The 15,454-nt window shown below is 64.3% G+C and carries 15 protein-coding genes; 9 read left to right on the plus strand and 6 right to left on the minus strand.

Annotated elements, in window-relative coordinates; translation table 11 throughout:
• Nucleotides 1-7: 7 nt before the first annotated feature.
• Nucleotides 8-718, minus strand: a complete 711-nt coding sequence (locus tag ACZYW1_RS04875) for an SDR family NAD(P)-dependent oxidoreductase (RefSeq protein WP_463783742.1) — start codon at nucleotides 716-718, stop codon at nucleotides 8-10.
• 82 nt (nucleotides 719-800) lie between these two features.
• On the opposite strand from ACZYW1_RS04875, the gene ACZYW1_RS04880 reads away from it, so the two are divergent.
• The 5 genes from ACZYW1_RS04880 (at nucleotide 801) to ACZYW1_RS04900 (ending at nucleotide 5,028) form a co-directional block, all read left to right on the plus strand.
• Nucleotides 801-1,766 carry a TIGR03621 family F420-dependent LLM class oxidoreductase gene (locus ACZYW1_RS04880; RefSeq protein WP_463783744.1) on the plus strand — a complete coding sequence of 322 codons (966 nt, stop codon included), beginning with the start codon at nucleotides 801-803 and terminating at the stop codon, nucleotides 1,764-1,766.
• A 107-nt stretch (nucleotides 1,767-1,873) separates the two neighbouring features.
• Nucleotides 1,874-2,770, plus strand: a complete 897-nt coding sequence (locus ACZYW1_RS04885) for an enoyl-CoA hydratase/isomerase family protein (protein WP_463783746.1) — start codon at nucleotides 1,874-1,876, stop codon at nucleotides 2,768-2,770.
• A complete protein-coding gene (locus ACZYW1_RS04890; RefSeq protein ID WP_463783748.1) occupies nucleotides 2,767-4,077 on the plus strand; it encodes an aromatic ring-hydroxylating oxygenase subunit alpha in 1,311 nt (436 codons plus the stop codon). The genes ACZYW1_RS04885 and ACZYW1_RS04890 overlap by 4 nt, the downstream gene beginning before the upstream one ends.
• The gene (locus ACZYW1_RS04895; RefSeq protein WP_463783749.1) at nucleotides 4,074-4,406 is read left to right on the plus strand and encodes a hypothetical protein; all 333 of its coding nucleotides are present in this window, start codon (nucleotides 4,074-4,076) and stop codon (nucleotides 4,404-4,406) included. Before ACZYW1_RS04890 ends, ACZYW1_RS04895 begins: the two co-directional genes overlap by 4 nt.
• Nucleotides 4,407-4,419: 13 nt before the next feature.
• Nucleotides 4,420-5,028, plus strand: a complete 609-nt coding sequence (locus ACZYW1_RS04900) for a TetR/AcrR family transcriptional regulator (RefSeq protein ID WP_463783751.1) — start codon at nucleotides 4,420-4,422, stop codon at nucleotides 5,026-5,028.
• 134 nt (nucleotides 5,029-5,162) lie between these two features.
• Here ACZYW1_RS04900 and ACZYW1_RS04905 read toward each other — a convergent pair whose 3' ends face one another.
• Nucleotides 5,163-6,365 carry a cytochrome P450 gene (locus ACZYW1_RS04905; protein WP_463783753.1) on the minus strand — a complete coding sequence of 401 codons (1,203 nt, stop codon included), beginning with the start codon at nucleotides 6,363-6,365 and terminating at the stop codon, nucleotides 5,163-5,165.
• Nucleotides 6,366-6,601: 236 nt separating this feature from the next.
• On the opposite strand from ACZYW1_RS04905, the gene ACZYW1_RS04910 reads away from it, so the two are divergent.
• From ACZYW1_RS04910 to glnA, 4 genes are all read left to right on the plus strand, one after another.
• Nucleotides 6,602-7,015 (plus strand): hypothetical protein, encoded by a 414-nt coding sequence (locus ACZYW1_RS04910; protein WP_463783754.1) that lies wholly within the window; start codon nucleotides 6,602-6,604, stop codon nucleotides 7,013-7,015.
• 139 nt (nucleotides 7,016-7,154) lie between these two features.
• Nucleotides 7,155-7,784, plus strand: a complete 630-nt coding sequence (locus tag ACZYW1_RS04915; protein WP_463787684.1) for a glycoside hydrolase — start codon at nucleotides 7,155-7,157, stop codon at nucleotides 7,782-7,784.
• A 123-nt stretch (nucleotides 7,785-7,907) separates the two neighbouring features.
• A complete protein-coding gene (locus ACZYW1_RS04920; protein ID WP_463783755.1) occupies nucleotides 7,908-8,162 on the plus strand; it encodes a hypothetical protein in 255 nt (84 codons plus the stop codon).
• A 155-nt stretch (nucleotides 8,163-8,317) separates the two neighbouring features.
• Entirely contained in the window at nucleotides 8,318-9,754 is a 1,437-nt protein-coding gene (gene glnA / locus ACZYW1_RS04925) for a type I glutamate--ammonia ligase (RefSeq protein WP_463783757.1), read from the plus strand.
• A 6-nt stretch (nucleotides 9,755-9,760) separates the two neighbouring features.
• Here the strand turns inward: glnA and ACZYW1_RS04930 are convergent, their stop codons facing one another.
• The 4 genes from ACZYW1_RS04930 to ACZYW1_RS04945 form a co-directional block, all read right to left on the minus strand.
• Nucleotides 9,761-11,539, minus strand: a complete 1,779-nt coding sequence (locus tag ACZYW1_RS04930) for a potassium channel family protein (protein WP_463783759.1) — start codon at nucleotides 11,537-11,539, stop codon at nucleotides 9,761-9,763.
• Between the two features lie 173 nt (nucleotides 11,540-11,712).
• Nucleotides 11,713-11,979 (minus strand): hypothetical protein, encoded by a 267-nt coding sequence (locus ACZYW1_RS04935; RefSeq protein WP_463783760.1) that lies wholly within the window; start codon nucleotides 11,977-11,979, stop codon nucleotides 11,713-11,715.
• Between the two features lie 31 nt (nucleotides 11,980-12,010).
• Nucleotides 12,011-13,204, minus strand: coding sequence for an amidohydrolase family protein (locus ACZYW1_RS04940; RefSeq protein ID WP_463783762.1), 1,194 nt, complete (start codon nucleotides 13,202-13,204; stop codon nucleotides 12,011-12,013).
• A gap of 33 nt (nucleotides 13,205-13,237) precedes the next feature.
• Nucleotides 13,238-15,454 carry an acyl-CoA dehydrogenase family protein gene (locus tag ACZYW1_RS04945; protein WP_463783764.1) on the minus strand — a complete coding sequence of 739 codons (2,217 nt, stop codon included), beginning with the start codon at nucleotides 15,452-15,454 and terminating at the stop codon, nucleotides 13,238-13,240.

The raw sequence follows: 15,454 nt of genomic DNA on the forward strand, positions 1-15,454 counted from the left end.
GGTCCTCTCAGGTGTTGCGACCGCCGTTGACGCCGAGAATTTGTCCGGTGATGTAGCCGGCTTCCTCGGAGATGAAAAAGGCGCACGCCGCGGCGATATCCTCGGGCCGGCCCACCCGGCGCACCGGCGTCCGGTCGATGTGGTCCTCCACGGTTCCGCCGAGCTGATGCTTGCTCTCGGCGCCGCGGAGCATCGGTGTGTCGACGAAGCCCGGCGGAACGGCGTTGACGGTGATTCCGGCCGGACCGTATTCCAGCGCCAGCGATTTCGTCAGGCCGTTCACCGCGGATTTCGCCGCCACATAGTGCGCCATCAGCTGTTGACCCGAATGGGTGCTGGACGACGAGATGTTGACGATGCGGCCCCATCCGGCCTCGACCATGTCGGGCAGCACCGACTGGATGGTGTGGAAGACGCCGTTGAGGTTGACGTCGATCACCTTGGACCACTCCTGGAAGGAGATCTTCGAGAACTTCTGGAAGCCGGTCATCCCGGCGGAGTTGACCAGCACCAGGATCGGCCCCAGTTGCGCGCGGATGGCCGAGACAGCCACATCCACCTGGGAGCGGTCGGTGACATCGACGACGTGACTGAACTCGTCATCGGTGGGTGTCAGGTCGATGACAGCGACCCGGAATCCGTCGGCGCGCAACCGCTCGACGATGGCACGACCGATCCCCGACGCTCCGCCCGTTACGACCGCCGTTTTCGCGTCCACTACCGCCCCTTCTCGACCGATTTCCTGAGCGACTGCCCAAACCAGTCATGCCTATCACCCGCGGTCGTTTATGGTCAAGCCCATGGACAGGCCCCCGTTTCGGTTTGCCGTACAAGCCACCAATGCGGCCGGCGGACGCGAGTGGCGCGACACCGTCCGGCGAGTCGAAGAACTGGGCTACTCAACACTTTTCCTCGCCGACCACTACCTGGGCCCCGGGCCCGCGCAGAAGTTCGCTCGCACTCCCCGCCAGGACCTCGCACCGATAGCGGCGATGGCCGCGGCCGCCGCAGTCACCGAGACGCTGCGAATCGGCTGCCGGGTGTTCTGCATGGACTATCACGTACCCGCCGTGCTGGCCAAGGAAGCGGCGACCCTGGATCTGCTGTCGGACGGTCGGCTGGAAATGGGCATCGGCGCGGGATGGAGTGAAACAGAGTACAACGCAATGGGTTTGACGTTCGACCGACCGGGCCGGCGGATGGCCAAACTGGCCGAGGTGGTGGCCGTCATCAAGGCGCACTGGGCAGGCGAACAACTGGACTTCGCCGGTCAGATCGTTCAGGTGCGCGGTTACGCGGGCCGGCCGCGAGCGGTGCAGCGCCCGCATCCGCCGATCATGATCGGCGGTGGCGGCCCGCGGATGCTGGCGTACGCCGCGCGGGAGGCGGACATCGTCAGCATGTCCAGCGTTCCGTTCGTCGCTCACGATGCCGACGGCCGTGATCCGCACACTGTCGCCCAGCACCGGATCGACGCCGTCCGAACTGCCGCCGGTGAACGTTACGGCCGGCTCGAAATCGAGAGTTCGCCTTATTTCACGGAGGTCACCGACGACCCCGAGGCCGCGCTCGACGCCGCCGCATCGTCGACCGGGATACCGACCGAGGTGTTGCGCGAGCATCCCAACGTGATGATCGGATCGCTGGAAAGCATTGTGGACAACCTGTATTCACGGCGCGAGTCCCTCGGCGTGAATTACGTGACGGTGCAACAGTCACAGCTCGAGTCGTTCGCACCGATCGTGGAGCGACTGCACGGCCGGTGAAGGCTTGACCGTCATGCGGGAACGGTGTAACGATGTCTCGTAACTATTGGGCGATCGCTCAAATAGTGTTCACGCCCGAACGACCACCGCAGGAGTGAGACGACTCAATGGCCAAGCGGACCAGATACAGCGAGTACCAGAACAGCTATGCCAACTACAAGTTCGAACTCACCGACGACGGCATCCTCTTCATGCAGTGCCATACCGACGGCGACAGCCTGGTGTGGAGTTGGAAGGCGCACGACGAGATGTCGGACGCCTTCGCCGATATCGCCGGCGACCGTGAGATCAAGGTGCTCATTCACACCGGCACGGGCGAGAACTACAACGCCAATTGGGGTCGCCTACCCAACGGCGAACCACCCGAACACCCCATCTATCAGGCCATGCCCGACGACCGCGGGACGCACAAGCTCGACGAGAAAGCCTGGTACGCACGCCATCTCATCTTCAATGTGCTCGACGTCGACGTCCCGATGATCAGCGCGGTCAATGGTCCGTGCAACATGCATTCCGAGGTGCCGATCATGGGCGACATCGTGTTGGCCTCCGAGGACGCCTATTTCCAGGACGCCTCCCACTTCCCGCGCGGCCAGGTGCCCGGTGACGGTCAGCACGTGATCTGGAGTGTGCTTGCCGGACACAACCGCGCACGCTACTTCCTGCTCACGGGCCAGAAGGTCAGCGCGCAGGAGGCCAAGGAGTGGGGCGTGGTCAACGAGGTGCTGCCCAAGGACAAGGTGTTGGACCGGGCCTGGGAGCACGCCCGCGAACTGATCAAACGACCACCGCTGACTCTGCGGTACACCCGACAACTGTTCACCAACCCGCTCAAGCGGGCCTTCGTCAACGAACTCGGCCATGGGTTGGCTCGCGAAACCTACGCGCAGCGCGTGTTTTTCCCGTTCGGTGGCGAGATGGCGCCACTGGACAGAGCGTGGGACGACGAGCCGTGGAGCACCCCGTCCAATGGGGCGCGCGCACCCGAAGGAGTCCAACCATGACCAGCATCCAGCAGCGACTCTCGACCGGACGCGGCAAGTTCACCACGGACTATCCCGAACTGGGTACCGACCCGGTCAACTACGAGGATTCCATTTCACCGGAATTCTTCGACGCCGAACGCGAGGCCGTGTTCAAGCGAAACTGGTTGTGCGTCGGTCGAATCGAACGACTCCCGCGAAGGGGCTCGTATTTCACCCGCGACCTGCCGGGCCGCTTGGCATCGATCGTGATCGCGCGCGATGCCCAGGACACCGTGCACGCGTTCCACAATGTCTGCGCGCACCGCGGCAACAAGGTGGTCTGGCAGGAACATCCCGGCGAGGAGTCGTCGGGGAACTGCCGCGCTTTCGCCTGCAAATACCACGGTTGGCGGTACGGGCTGGACGGCAAGGTCAACCACATCACCAACGAGAATGAATTCTTCGACCTCGACAAGAGCATGCTGCGGATGCCCCCGGTGCACTGCGAGGTCTGGGCCGGCTTCATCTTTGTGCACCTCGCCTCAGAAAAAGGGGCCCCGGCCCCGCTGCGCGAATTCCTCGGCGACGGGCTGCTGGGCATCGAGGCCTACCCGTTCGACAAGATGACCCAGCACTACGGGTTCTCCACCCGGATCAACGGCAACTGGAAACTGGCCGTCGACTCGGTGTGCGAGTGGTATCACCCGCCGTACGTGCACGGCCGCTTCATCGATCCCGATGTCGCCAAGGCCGAGATGATGGTGCCGCCGGTCGATTCGTATCACTACGACTTGTTCCGGCCGCACATGCTGACCTCGGTCCCCGGGCCACCACCGCTGCCGGCTCGTGAACCCGGCACCGCCGGGCCCGCCCGCCAGGATCAACGCTGGGTCTACAAGCTTTTCCGCGCAGGCCTTTTCGGGCCCGACGACGTTCCCGACATCGGCGTCGACGAGTCCGCTGACTACCTGAACCGCGGCGGGATCGCCTCCTGGGGTAACGACCAGTTCTGGGTGTTTCCGAACATCTCGATCCAACTCTGGGCCCGCAATTACTACATCACCTACACGTACTGGCCGGAGACCGTCGACACCCACATCTACGAAATCGACTTGTACTTCGTGCCGCCGGTCAACGCCACCGATCGGCTGGCGCAGGAACTGGTGGTGGACAGCACGATCGAGTTCGCCATGCAGGACGTCAACACGATCGAAGCCACGCATTCGGCACTCAAGACGCGGGCGCAGAACACTTTCCACCTCAGCGACCAGGAACTCCTGATTCGCCAATTCCACACCGTCATCCGCGACACTGTCGGGGCCTACCAGTCCGCGAAGGAGTCATGATGCCGGCTCTCCCCCAAGCGTTTTCGGACCTCGAGCCGTTTGTCGCCGACTGGGCGCTCCCGACGCGCGCCCAGCGCTATGACGCGCGACTGTCGAGACCGTTCGACGAACTGGTCAGGTTCTACGACGCGGTGGCGCCCAGGGCCGAGGAGGCGATCGCCCATCTCAACACACTCGACATCGACGATCTGCCCGACGACGCCACGACGCTGCTGCACATGCTCTATTCGATGATCCTGGTTTCCTACGCGGTCAACGTGTTCAAGCAGAACCGCATACCCGACTCGGGTGCCGCCTTCTTCGAGATGGTCGCCGAGCCCGCGGTGTGATAGGACTCGCAACGTGACCGCATCCGCACGACCCAAGGCACGTGACTCCACGACGCGCGAATTGTTGATCGCCGCAACGAGTCAGATCATGGTCGAGGAGGGTTACGCGGCGGCGACTTCGCGCCGCGTTGCGGCGCAGGCCGGGGTCAAGCCGGCGCTGGTGCATTACTACTTCCCCACCATGGACGAGTTGTACCTGGCGGTGTTCCGGATCGGCGCGACGGTCTACCTGGATCGCCAGCAGAAGGCGCTGTCCTCCGACCGGCCCCTGCATGCTTTCTGGGAGACCCTCACCGCGCCCAAAGACACCCGGCTGCTGTTGGAGTTCATGGGACTTGCCAACCACCGCAAAGAAATCCGCGCGGAGATCGCCGCCTGGTCCGAGCGCTGGCGCGAACAGCAGATCACCGCGCTGAATTTCATCGTCCGCGAGCACGATCTGGACACCGACGACTTCCCGCCGGCCGCCTTGGCCGTGATCATCGCCGCGATCGGGCGCACGCTGATCCTGGAGGAGGGACTCGGGACCGCGGGCGGCCACAACGAGGCTGTCGCACTGGTGCACCGATTCCTGGACAAGTTCGAGATGCCGCAGCCCAAGAATCGGCGCGGCGCCGGTTAGTGCTCACGTGGCGGCAGGGGCCGCCGGTTTGCCCGCCTCCGAGCGACAAAATTTGGGCGGCATCACAATTGTCGCTCGGAGGTGGGCACAACGCATGCCCCCGGATCCTGGGACGGGTGGGTTCGCGGCGCCGGTCAGGGCAGGACGACTCGCAGCTTCTCCCACCCGCGAACCGTCGACGTCGAGGCGAGTTGCGCTGTGCCGTAGTCGATATCCCACTCCGGCCAGCGGTTGAGGATCTCGTCCAGAGCGACGCGGCCCTCCAGTCGAGCCAGATTGGCGCCCAGGCAATAGTGCACACCCTTGCCGAAGGTGATGTGCGAGATGTTGTCGCGGTGGATGTTGAATACGTCCGGGTCGAGGTAGCGACGAGGGTCCCGGTTGGCGGCGCCGAAGAGCAGCAGCATCGCGCTACCGGCTGGGATCGTGGTGCCATAGAGCTCGAAATCCGTTGTCATCCAACGGGCTACGTGCGGCCCGGTCGGCTCGAAGCGCAGCGTCTCGTCGATGGTCCGGTTCAGTAGCAACCGGTCCTGCTCGACTTCGCGCCGTTGATCGGGATGTTCGGCGAGCACCTTGGCCAGCCACCCGATCAGCCGACCCGTCGTCTCGTTACCGGCACCCGCGACCACTTGTGTGTAGTGCAGCACTTCTTTACGGGTCAGCTTCCGGTGCACGCCGTTCTCGTCGTCGAATTCGACATTGAGCAAGGTGGTCATCAGGTCGTCGGACGGGTTCTTCGACCGCCACTCGACGTAGTCGGCATAGATCCGACCGTCGGCGATGGAATCCGCATTGGCCACCTTGAGCGGCGTGCCCGGTTTGGTGCGCAGGTTCGCATCGTTGGCATCGCGAACCGAGATCTGCTCGGACTCCGGAATGCCCAGCAACATCCCGATCACCCGCATGGGCATCATCGACGCAAGCTCGGCGATGATGTCGAACCCGTCCGAACCGACGTGCGGGTCCAGACATTTCACGCAGTACTGGCGAATCTGATCCTCGATGGCGGCCATCCGGCGCGGTGTGAACACCCTCGACATCAGGCCGCGCAGCATCGAATGCTCGGGCGGGTCCTGGAACATCATCACACCGCCCGGCATCTCGAACTTCGACTTCACCAGCTCGAGGATGTCGCTGCGGCGGCTGGAGAAAACCTGCCAATTCGCCAGCGCCTGTTCGACATCGGAATGCCGCGATATTGCCCAGAAATCGAATTGCTCGTTGTAGTAGACCGGCGCTTCCTCGCGCAGCCGCGCGAAAGTGGGGTACGGATCGTTGTTGATCCCGGTGTCATACGGGTCGTAGTAGACGTCGGTCTCAGCTGCGGCAGTCATCTGGGTTTCTCAGCCTCCGCGCAGGGTTTGGGCGATCGCCCAATTACGAGCGCACGCCATGTCTAGCAGCCGCGCGTGGAGCCCGTCAAGAGCCGCTGTCGCCGGGTCGGGGTGCTCCGACGAATAGGAGTCCGCTGATCGGGTACACGGTCGCGATACGCAGCAAAAACGGCTGCCCGACAGTTCACCCCACTAATCTGTGAGCAGGATTCGCTCGACAGGAGCAGGAGCACATGATGAACACCAACCGGACCGCTCTGGCATTGCGCGCCTCGGTCGCCGCGCTGCTACTGGCTGCCGCGCCGTTCGCAGGCTCGGGCGTGGCGCATGCCGGTACGGATCCGACGTACTTCACCAACTCCGACGGCAGCATGCAGGTCATTTACAGCGGGGGTGGTCTCACCACCTATGCGACCGTCGTCGACGCGCGCAATCCGGAGGGCCAAACCGAGTTCTGCCACTACCACTCGGACGGCGTGATGGGCACGGTCGCGTTCCCGTACAACGCCGACATCACGGTGACCGGACCGCACCCGTCGGCTCCCATCACCATCATTTTCCAGGCAATCGGTGGTCGCTACAGCGTCAACGTGACCTGCAGCAGCACCGGTAATTCCGCCGCGTTCTCACCGGTGGTCCTGGTTTCCTAAGAAGCTCCGACACGGCAGCGCGAAGTTGCCACACAACGTCTGACCAGGCGTTAAAGTGCTGCTCGTGACTGGTAACCGGTCGAGCAACGGGCGGGGCCGCTGGTTGGCGTTCGGGGTGACCCTGATCGTCTCGGCGGGCATGTTCTACGCGCAGAGCACGGAGTCGCGGTGTTGCAGCACCAAGCCCACCGTCGCCGCGTCCAACGCGAGCCCGGTGGCGCATCCGCAACCGGTGCCTCCTCCGCCAACCCCGCAGGCAGCGCCGCTTCGGGTGGCCAGTCCGGCCGAGCTGAAGTCGTTGACTGCCGACGCCCCGGCCGCGGCTCAGAGCTTCACCTTCGCGCTGCCGACCGGCGTCGCGCCGGAGAGCGGGCTTCAGGTCAAGACCATCTGGGCGGCTCGCGCCATCAGCTTGCTGTTTCCGCAGATCAGCACCATCGGCGGGTACCGGCAGGACGCGCTGCGGTGGCACCCGAACGGTCTGGCAATCGACGTGATGATCCCGAACCACAACTCACCCGAAGGCATCGAACTCGGCGACCAGATCGCCGGATACGCGCTCGCCAACGCCAAGCGCTGGGGAGTCGACCACGTGATCTGGCGGCAGAAGATCTACCCGGGCCTCGGCAACCCGAGCTGGACGGCGAACCTCGGCAACGAGACCGCCAACCACTACGACCACGTGCACATCGCGACCGATGGCGGCGGCTACCCGACCGGTCACGAGACCTACTCGATCGGGTCGATGACCCCGACGCCGCCGGCCTGACCGTCGCCGCGCGGCGGCACAATCGAGAGATGGCGCCGGCGCCCGCACTCGCGGACACTCGCCCAGCCCTGTGATGCCGACCGGCCGGTAAACTGGCCGTAATCCCGAGAGCTACGGAGAAACATGAAACGCCCGGTTTTCCACGCCCTTCCCGTCGGCGCTTTCGCCATCCCGGCGGTCGCGATGATCCTGGCCGCACCCCTCGCGCAGGCCCAGACCGACATCGAGGATTCCTGCAAAAAGGCCGGTGGCGAGTACACCCAGAGCCAGGTGAGCGCCCACTTCGGGCAAGACGCTCAGGTGCAGGAAAGCTGCACTATCGGCAACAAGACCACGACCTGGACCAACGGCGTTCAAGGCCCGACCTACGGCGGCTAGACCGCCTTCTTCCCCCAATCACCGCTCGCCCGTCGGACACCCTCGTCAAACTGCGCTTCCAGCAACCTCCCGCCCGGGATGCGGACCCGGCTGCGGCGTGCGTGAATGATGGCACGCTGCAAAGGCGCGGCTCAGCCGAGCAAAGGGGTACTGGCGTGTCTGACCGGACGCCCGACGACATATTCAAACTGGCGAAAGACGAGCGCATCGAATACGTCGATGTGCGCTTCTGCGACTTGCCGGGCACCATGCAGCACTTCACCATTCCGATCTATGCCTTCGACGAGAACGTCTTCGACGAGGGTCTGGCGTTCGACGGCTCGTCCATTCGCGGCTTCCAGTCGATTCACGAATCCGACATGCTGCTGCTCCCCGACCCCGAGACCGCGACCATCGATCCGTTCCGCACCGCGCGAACCCTGATCGTTAATTTCTCCGTGCACGACCCGTTCACGCTCGAGCTGTATTCGCGCGACCCGCGCAATGTCGCCCGTAAAGCGGAGAACTATCTGATCAGTTCCGGCATCGCCGACACCGCCTACTTCGGGCCCGAAGCGGAGTTCTACATCTTCGACTCGGTCAGCTTCGCCTCGCACACCAACGAATCCTTCTACAAGGTCAATGCGGCGTCCGGCTGGTGGAACACCGGGGTGGAGAACGAGTCGGACGGCAGCCCGAATCTGGGATACAAAGTGCGCCCGAAAGGCGGGTACTTCCCGGTGGCCCCCACCGACCATTACGTCGACCTGCGCGACGTCATGCTCACCCATCTGACCAACGCGGGTTTCCACCTGGAGAAGGGCCACCACGAGGTGGGCAGCGGCGGTCAGGCCGAGATCAACTACAAGTTCAACACGTTGCTGCACGCGGCGGACGACCATCAGATGTTCAAGTACATCGTCAAGCAAACAGCTTGGCAGGCAGGCAAATCCGTCACCTTCATGCCCAAGCCGCTGTTCGGCGACAACGGCTCCGGCATGCACTCGCACCAGTCGCTGTGGAGGGACGGCGTACCGCTGTTCTACGACGATGCCGGCTATGCGGGGCTGTCCGATATGGCCCGCCACTACATCGGCGGACTGCTGTATCACGCGCCGTCGCTGCTGGCGTTCACCAATCCGACGGTCAACTCCTACAAGCGCCTGGTGCCCGGCTATGAGGCGCCGATCAACCTGGTCTACAGCCAGCGCAACCGGTCGGCGTGCGTGCGTATCCCGATCACCGGCTCCAACCCGAAGGCCAAGCGGCTTGAGTTCCGATGTCCCGACGCGTCAGGCAACCCGTACCTGTCGTTCGCGGCGATGTTGATGGCCGGCCTCGACGGCATCAAGAACAAGATCGAGCCGCCTCCCCCGGTCGACAAGGACCTCTACGAACTACCGCCCGAGGAAGCAGACGAGATTCCGCAGGCTCCCACCCAGCTGTCCGCGGTGATCGACCGGCTCGAAGAAGACCACGAATACCTCACCGAGGGAGGCGTTTTCACGCCCGACCTCATCGCGACGTGGATCAACTACAAGCGCGAGTACGAGTTGGCGCCGTACAACCTGCACCCGACGCCGTACGAATTCGCGCTTTATTACGACGTCTGAGATCGGTCACTCGACCGGATCGGGCGCCCACCGCGGCCTGCGCACCTCGGGCCGCTGCGGACCGCGCGCCGCTGCCAGCGCCAACGCGGCTTCGCCGCTGATCGTCGTCAGCGGTGGCGGCTGGCCCTTCCGCAGCGTCGCGATCAGCTCGCGATACGGGCCGATGAGATAGACGGTGTCGCCCGCGCGCAGTTGCGAGTTGCGCCGTGGCCGAAGGCTCACCGGCCCTTCCGTCCGGGTGATCGCGATGACACGGGTCTGTGTCGACATGTCGACCATCCGCAGTCCGTCGAGTTCGCTGCCCTCGGCCACCAGCATCGCGCCGATCATGAAAGACCGCTGCCCGACCCAGAATGTGCCCAGCACCTTCAGGCCCATCGCGGCGCCGATGAACCACGGGGCCGCCAGATCCACGATCGAGCGGACGTTTTCGAAGCCGAACTGCTGATTCACCGCGGCGCTGAGGGCACGGCCCTGCACGCGCAGCACGATCGGCTGGGTGGTGTCGGGACCCAGGATCTCCAACAACACGATGCCGGTGCGGATGTTCTCCATGTCGTCCTGAGTCATCACGGCCACGCCGCGGCAGTGATCGACCCGCGCGGACTCCAGCGTCTGACGCATCGTCGAATCTCCGAAGATCACGGGCACATCCAGCTCGGCCAACGTGGACAGGAAGCGGTTGTTCTCGTCTTGCTCGATGACGACCACGTCGTACCCGGCCACGGCCAGGTCCCTGACGACGCGAATTCCAGTCGCGCCCATCCCAACCACGACCACGTGGTTGCGCATGCGCCGCGCGCGCCGCAGGCCCGCGGTGTGGACGAAGCGCCGCGACAGCAACAAGTCGGCGACGATGGCCACCAACACGGCGGTGATCATCACACCGCCGAACATCAGCCCGATGGCGAACAACCTCAGCACCGAGGACTGCGCGGCGAAACTGAAGTCACCGAAGCCGACGCTCGTGATGGTCTCGGAGGTGAAATACAAGGCGTCCAGCCACGACATCTTCGGATTCACATAGGTGAAGCGGACCATCGCCGTGGCAGCGAACATCAGCACCAGGGTGAACACGAAGGACGGGAACAGCAGTGGGTTGGCATCTTCGCGCATGGAGCGCACCGCATCCACGGCATGACGCACCTTGGACTGGCTCGCGCGCGTCGCCGTCGAAGGCGGCACCGTGATGCCGCGAGCCTCGAGTTCGTCCTTCACGCCGATCATCGAAGTCCAGTCGCCCGGGTAGACCTTCTGGTCGCGCCCCGGGCACGGCACGATGTCACCGGGGACCGGCGCGTTCTTACCGTGGACCACCGCCACCGGCGCCAGGTCGCCGTAGATGTCGCGGAGCGTCCCCGGTTTCCGCGCCTCAGACCCCCAGACGACGAAATCCATTCCCGCGGTCTCGAATTGATGTGCGTTGCGCGAAAGCACCGCCTCGACAATGGACGGTGCGGCGAGGTCGGCGACATTCAAAATGGCGCCCGGGCCGCTGACCGCATCCACCGCGTCGCGCAGTACAGTGTCGGCGATCCGCGCCACCACGCGTACGTTGGGGCTGTATCTACGTGCCAGTAAGGCGATTTCGAGGTTGACCGCATCGTTGGGTCCAGCGCACACCACGGCGCGTGCGCGGTGCACGCCGGCGCCGAGCAGATCGTCCGCGGACGTGATCCGGATGATCCGGGCGCCGGCACCGCGTAGCTCGTCGATGATGGTGTTGGCCAGGGCGTCGTCACCGCAGACGATGATCTCGCGGTGAAACTGGAAAATTTCGCCCATGCTGCCGCAACCACCTACGCTGTCATCGTCCGACCTCTATGACTATCGGCTACGGCGCCCGAAAGTGCCACCTGAGCGGCCGCGAACTCGACTGCGGCACAGGCGCACTCGCGATGGAAACGCGTTCGACCCTGGCTCGTCACGCCGAAGAAACAGTTGTCGTGTAGGACCGTTCAGGTCTGGCCGGTGGCCAACCACTGGTCGACCAGATCGGAACATCGCCGCGACACCACCTGCCCCATCGCATCTTGTCGACCATGGGCACCTTCGTCGTCGTCCTGGACAGCACCGACCGTCAACCGGACCACTTCGTCGAGTTGCTCGCGATCCAGGCCGAACTCGATCAAAGAGTCGGCGTGGCGGTGCAGGTCGATGTCATCCGGTAAATCGGAGCGCGCCAGCAACACCGCCGCGTTCTCTTCACCGACTTCGAGCAGCATGGCCACCAAATTCGGCTTGTTGACCAACAGGTCACACCGGCCGGCGGATCGACAGCTCGAGCCCGTTGTCACGCATCACCGATCGGCATTGCTGCGGCGTGTAGTCGAAGTTCTCCAGGTCTTTGATGTAAGCCGCGGGATCGGCGAGGCCTTCGACATGAGGGAAATCCGAACCCATGATGATCTGCGTTTCGCCCAACAGGCGCAGCAGACTGGCGAGTTCGTCTTCGTAGAATGGCGACACCCACACGTGTCGCTTGAAGGTTTCGCGCGGGTCTTCCTGATAGATCTGCGGGATCTGGCCATAGGACTTGGTCAGCTTCTCGAACAGGTGGAACACCCAGTCCGAGCCGCTCTCGATCGACGCCATCCGCAAGTTCGGGAAGCGCAGGAACAACCCGTTGTGCAGATGGTTGGCGAAGGTGTCCTGCAGCGCGTTCCCGGAGAACAGGCTTCGGAAGCCGAGGAGCGCCTGAAAGGACATCATGTAGTCCGATTCACCCCATGCCGGCATGAATTTCGAGTAGTACGTCTCACCCGAGTGGTAGCACAGCGTGATGCCGGAATCGTTGACCAATTGCCAGAATTCGTCGAACATCGTGTCACCGGGCGGGCGCATTCCGACAGCGGTCGTGATCGGGCCGGGAATCATGACGACAAAGCGTGCGTCGCGTTCCAGCGCCCATTCGAGTTCGCGGACCGCTTCGTCCGGCTTGCACAGGGTGATGTACGGCGCAGCGAAAATTCGCTCCTGGTAGGCGAATCCCCAGTCCTCCTCCATCCAGCGGTTGAACGCCCGAAATGTCGCAACGGTCGCGTCCAGGTCCGGCAGCAGCGCCTGCTCCATTCCGACTCCGAGAGTCGGCAGGAGGATGCACCCCGCCATCCCCTGTTCGTCCATCAATGCGAGTCGCGCATCACGGTCTCGATAGGAGGGCGGGATCGGCTCCAGATCACCGAAAAGTGCATTCAGATCAGCACCTCTCGGGTTGCGGCCACGGAAGTACTCATCGAGGGCGCCCGGCTTGCCGACAGGGTCGAACGTCGGGTTCGGAATGAACCTGTTGACCCTTCCGCCGACGAGCAGACGTTGCCTGCCGTCGAGTTCTGCCCACTGGATCGCCCGCTTCTTGAACTGCCGGTCGATGTGTCGGGTGAATGCGTCAAGGGCCTCGTAATAGTGGTTGTCGCAGTCGAAGAACTGAAAGGGAAGTGGGGTCGTCATCGCGGTGGGTGTCCTTTCTCGGCGACGTAGGAATCAGTTGCGCGGCAAGCCGAGAACCATCGACGCGATGACAGTCAGCTGAATTTCGGGCGTGCCACCGCCGATGAGTTCGGCGGGGGTATCGAAATATGGTTGGACGACCGCCGGTTCGGAGTTGGCCAACATGGCGGCACGGCCGGTCAACCCGAGCGTGGCGGCCCACGCACGCCGCAACTGCAAGACCATCGCGTACTTGGCGATGCTGGACGTCGGCCCGGGCCCCTGCCCCTCGACGAGGCGGAGAGTCTCGCGCAGCACCATGGCTTTGATCGCAGTGCTGTGGGACTCGACGTCGCCGAGCGCCAGCAGCGCGGCGTCCTGGTCCGGACCGGCCGCGCCGGCTACCCCGCGGAGCGCTTCGGCACGATCGATGCTGACGTAGTTGCCGATGGCCGTCCGTTCGACCGCCATGGTCGCCACCGCCAGGCTCCACCCGTCGTTGGGTGCACCGACGAGCATGTCGTCGGGCACGAACACGTCGGTGAAGAACACTTCGTTGAACTCGAAGCGTCCGCTGGCCTGTTTGATCGGCGAGACCTCGATACCGGGCGTCGCCATGTCGATCAGGAAGTAGCTGATGCCGCGGTGCTTCTTGGCGTCGGGATCCGTTCGCGCGAGCAGTGCTCCGAACTCGGCCTGATGCGCCATCGACGTCCAGATCTTGTGCCCGTTGATCAGCCATCCACCGTCCACTTTGGCGGCCCGGGTGGACAGCGACGCCAGGTCCGATCCGGCACCGGGTTCGCTGAAAAGCTGGCACCACGGCTGTACTCCACGAATGATCGGCCACGCGAATCGCTCACGCTGCAGATCGGAGCCGCTCTGCAGAATCGTCGGAAGGATCCATTCCGCGATGCCGAGCGACGGCCGAATCAATCCGGGCCGTTTGGCGAACTCGTCGACGATGATCACCTGCTGCACTGCAGAGGCGTCAACGCCCCACGGCGCGGGCAGATTCGGCGCCACCAGACCTGCTCGCGCGAGCAGGTCGCGCTGCGCCCCGACGGCAAGCCCGGGTGTCCTGACGTCGCCGGAATAGCGCTCGTTGTCCAGGCCGAGCGCCTCGTCCAGGGTGGCCGCCACCGTCGCCCGGAAATCCGACTCCATGTCACCCAAGTTGATGGTGGTGGAACGCTTTTGGGTGCACGCCAGCTCACCTGCCTCCCGACTCCAGCGGGTGGCCGGGCCCAGCGACGCCGCCAGGCTGGTGGCACGCCGCCAGTACAGGTGGGTGTCGTGCTCCCAGGTGTAGCCGATCGCGCCGAACATCAGCATGGCGTCGAGTACCAACTCGGGTGCGGCGCCCACCGCGACAACGGCGGCCGAGGCTGCCGCGAGGCGCTGCTGTTCGATGGAATCGCCGTCAGCACGTACCGCATCCCATGCGGCTGATGCCGACAGCTCGGCGTTCACCAGCAGCGCGGCCGCCTTGTGCTGGAGCGCCTGAAAGGAGCCGACCGGCCGGCCGAATTGCTCACGCGTGCGGATGTATTCGATCGCCTCGGCGGTGCAGCGTCGTACTGTCCCGGCGGCTGCGCACGCGGCCAACGCCACCACCACGCAGCGAGCCCGATCCGCGGAGATCCCGAAAATCTCGGCGCTGTCCGGCACGACGTGGTCGGTGAGCCCGATAACGCCCACGTCGGTGCACAGATCGGTGCCCTGCTGAGCTGTGACCGTCACACCAGCGCCCGGGGTGATCACGAACCATCGTCGGCTACCATCGGACGCCTGCGCGGACAGCAAAATTCGTTGCGCTGCACAGACTCCCAACACCGGTTCCGTAGCTCCACTGAGCCGCCACGTATCTCCGTCCGACACCGCATGGACGGTGCCGTGTTCGGGCAGTACGACGACCGCCGTCGCCCCCGAGGCCAACTCTGCCAGCAGCGGTTTGACCGATGCGTCGGCGAGATTCGCCACGGCACTCGCCGTCACCGTGCTGAGAACCGGACCGGGCAGCAGGGCCGCCGCAGCCGCCTCGACCACGCAGGCGGTGTCGGCCAGTGTGCCGTCCTGGCCGCCGGAATGGCCGGGAAGGTGCACCGCGTGAAACCCGTTGGCGACGAATTCCTGCCACCACGGCGGAATTTCGCCGGCCGCGATAGCATCGAAGGCAGCGCGGGTCGCGTCGATCGGCGCGTGCCGAGCGGCGAAACGGCTCACGGCATCGACGAGTTGCTCCTGCTCGACAGTGATCGCCAGCGTCAT

The organism is Mycobacterium sp. IDUB_36 (assembly GCF_055419225.1).

Bases quoted from the DNA above. Each gene is read 5' to 3' on its own strand.
- ACZYW1_RS04930 (WP_463783759.1), bottom strand. From the start codon at position 11,539: ATGGGCGAAATTTTCCAGTTTCACCGCGAGATCATCGTCTGCGGTGAC.
- ACZYW1_RS04880 (WP_463783744.1), top strand. From the start codon at position 801: ATGGACAGGCCCCCGTTTCGGTTTGCCGTACAAGCCACCAATGCGGCC.
- ACZYW1_RS04890 (WP_463783748.1), top strand. From the start codon at position 2,767: ATGACCAGCATCCAGCAGCGACTCTCGACCGGACGCGGCAAGTTCACC.
- ACZYW1_RS04945 (WP_463783764.1), bottom strand. From the start codon at position 15,454: ATGACGCTGGCGATCACTGTCGAGCAGGAGCAACTCGTCGATGCCGTG.
- ACZYW1_RS04885 (WP_463783746.1), top strand. From the start codon at position 1,874: ATGGCCAAGCGGACCAGATACAGCGAGTACCAGAACAGCTATGCCAAC.
- ACZYW1_RS04895 (WP_463783749.1), top strand. From the start codon at position 4,074: ATGATGCCGGCTCTCCCCCAAGCGTTTTCGGACCTCGAGCCGTTTGTC.
- ACZYW1_RS04935 (WP_463783760.1), bottom strand. From the start codon at position 11,979: ATGCTGCTCGAAGTCGGTGAAGAGAACGCGGCGGTGTTGCTGGCGCGC.
- ACZYW1_RS04905 (WP_463783753.1), bottom strand. From the start codon at position 6,365: ATGACTGCCGCAGCTGAGACCGACGTCTACTACGACCCGTATGACACC.
- ACZYW1_RS04910 (WP_463783754.1), top strand. From the start codon at position 6,602: ATGAACACCAACCGGACCGCTCTGGCATTGCGCGCCTCGGTCGCCGCG.
- ACZYW1_RS04915 (WP_463787684.1), top strand. From the start codon at position 7,155: ATGTTCTACGCGCAGAGCACGGAGTCGCGGTGTTGCAGCACCAAGCCC.
- ACZYW1_RS04940 (WP_463783762.1), bottom strand. From the start codon at position 13,204: ATGACGACCCCACTTCCCTTTCAGTTCTTCGACTGCGACAACCACTAT.
- ACZYW1_RS04920 (WP_463783755.1), top strand. From the start codon at position 7,908: ATGAAACGCCCGGTTTTCCACGCCCTTCCCGTCGGCGCTTTCGCCATC.